Source organism: Actinomadura sp. NPDC048032, assembly GCF_040653175.1.
GTDB lineage: Bacteria > Actinomycetota > Actinomycetes > Streptosporangiales > Streptosporangiaceae > Spirillospora > Spirillospora verrucosospora.
The window spans coordinates 1-2,136 of sequence record NZ_JBEZJP010000727.1; the positions used below are offsets into that span (position 1 = coordinate 1).

Sequence of the window (2,136 nt, forward strand, 5' to 3'; positions counted from 1 at the left end):
GTCGTTGTCGGGCGCGGCGCCGAAGCCGAAGCCGGCGAACGCCACGGCGACCACGCCGACGAGCCAGGCCAGGAGCACCAGGCGGCGGCGCCGGTGGCAGAAGCGGGCCAGCGCCGCGAGGGCGCCGTCCGGTCGCGGGTCTGCGGAATGCTCGCTCATGGCGGCGATCGTCGCGCCGGCGGGGCGCCCGCCGCGTCTGCCGGACGACGGCGGCGTCTACGCAGTCGGGCGTACGCCGCTCCGCGGGCCGCTCCACCTGGCGGAGGAGCAGGTCGCGCGCCTGAGCGCAGGAGCGTTCGCGCACCACGACAGTAGGATTCCGGCATGGAACGCCGTACCGGGACGTTCTCCCTGCGCGCGGTGACGCACGACACGCTGCTCGCGCTCCTCGTCACCGTGATGCAGGTCCAGGGAACGCTCGGCCGCATCGCCGCCGAAGGGGCGACGCGGCCGCTCGCCGACCTGGGGAACCTCGGTTACGCGCTGCTGGTCGTGAGCGGGCTGGCCGTGGCCCTGCGCCGGCGGTGGCCGGCGCCGGTCTTCGCGGTCACCGCGCTCGCCAGCCTCGTGTACTACGGGCTCGACTTCCCGGACGGGCCCGGCTGGCTCGCGCTCTTCGTCTCCCTCTACACCCTCGCGGCCTACGGCGACGGCCGCCGGTCACTGGTGATCGCCGGTTCGGGGATCGGCGTGCTGGCCGCCGTATGGCTGTACACGGCGCACGACATCGAACCGCGGGCCGCCATCGGCTGGGTGTTCTTCCGCATCGGCGCGTCGGTCATGAGCGCGGCTCTCGGCGAGTCCGTCCGGTCCCGCCGGGTCATCGCGGCCGAGGCCGAGAAGCGCGCGGAACTGGCCGAACGGACCCGCGAGGAGGAGGCCCGGGCGCGCGTGGACGCGGAGCGCCTCCGGATCGCCCGCGAGGTCCACGACACCGTCGCCCACGCGGTGGCCATCATCAACGTGCAGTCCGGGGTCACCGCGCACGTGCTCGACAAGCGTCCGGAGCAGGCGCGCGAAGCGCTGCGGACCATCGAGCAGACCAGCTCGCGGGCGCTGCGGGAGATGCGCGCCGTCCTCGGCGTCCTGCGCGAGGACGGCGACGGGCGCGCACCGCAGCCCGGCCTGGAGCAGATCGGCGAGCTCACCGCGAAGGCGCGCGAGGCGGGACTCGACGTCACGCTGGAGGCGTCCCCTCCCGCGACGCCGCTGCCGAGCGCGGTGGGCGGCGCCGCCTACCGGATCCTCCAGGAGTCGGTCACCAATGTGATCCGCCATGTCGGACCCACCCGCGTGACGGTCGCGCTGACCTCCGGGACCGACGCCCTGGAGATCCGCGTGACCGACGAGGGCCGGACCGGGAACGGCACCGCGGGCGGCGCGGCCGCCCCGGACGGCCCCGGCCACGGGATCCTGGGCATGCGCGAGCGCTGCCGGCTGCTCGGCGGCGAGCTCGACGCCGGCCCCACTCCGGGCGGCGGGTTCGAGGTGACGGCCCGGCTCCCCCTCGCCCCGACCGGGCCGCTGCGGAAGGCGGCGCCGTGAGCGCGCCGGCCACGGAGCAGATCAGGGTGCTGCTCGCCGACGACGAGGGGCTGGTGCGGTCGGGGTTCAGGCTGCTCATCGACGTCGAGGACGACATCGCCGTGGTCGCGGAGGCGACCGACGGCGCCCGTGCGGTCGAGCTGGCCCAGGCCACCCGCCCCGACGTCGTCCTCATGGACATCCGCATGCCGAGGCTGGACGGCATCCAGGCCACGGCGCGGATCACCGCGACGCGCGGGCTGGAGGACGTCCGGATCCTCATCCTCACCACCTACGACACCGAGGCCTACGTCTTCGAGGCGCTGCAGGCCGGCGCCAGCGGCTTCCTGCTCAAGGACGCCGGACCGGCGGAGCTCCTGCACGCCATCCGGGTGGTCGCCGCCGGCGAGGCCCTGCTCGCGCCGCGCATCACCAGGCGTCTCATCAGCAAGTTCACCGCGTGGCACACGGCGTCCGCGGACGCCCTGGACCGGCTCGCCCCGCTCACCGAGCGCGAGCGGGAGGTGCTGGCCCTGATCGGACGGGGGCTGAGCAACCAGGAGATCGGCGCCGAGCTGTTCATCAGCCCGGCGACCGCGCGCACCCACGTCA

2 protein-coding genes are annotated in these 2,136 nt (G+C 75.0%); both read left to right on the forward strand.

Annotated elements, in window-relative coordinates; all coding sequences use genetic code 11:
- Nucleotides 1–324 precede the first annotated feature (324 nt).
- Nucleotides 325–1,545, forward strand: coding sequence for a sensor histidine kinase (locus AB0C69_RS41585; RefSeq protein WP_360362283.1), 1,221 nt, complete (start codon nucleotides 325–327; stop codon nucleotides 1,543–1,545).
- Nucleotides 1,542–2,136 (forward strand): response regulator transcription factor (locus tag AB0C69_RS41590; protein WP_360362286.1); only part of this gene is annotated, 595 nt, incomplete at its 3' end. The genes AB0C69_RS41585 and AB0C69_RS41590, both read left to right, overlap by 4 nt.

Coding starts and splice junctions, on each gene's coding strand:
- AB0C69_RS41585 (WP_360362283.1), top strand. CDS start 325: ATGGAACGCCGTACCGGGACGTTCTCCCTGCGCGCGGTGACGCACGAC.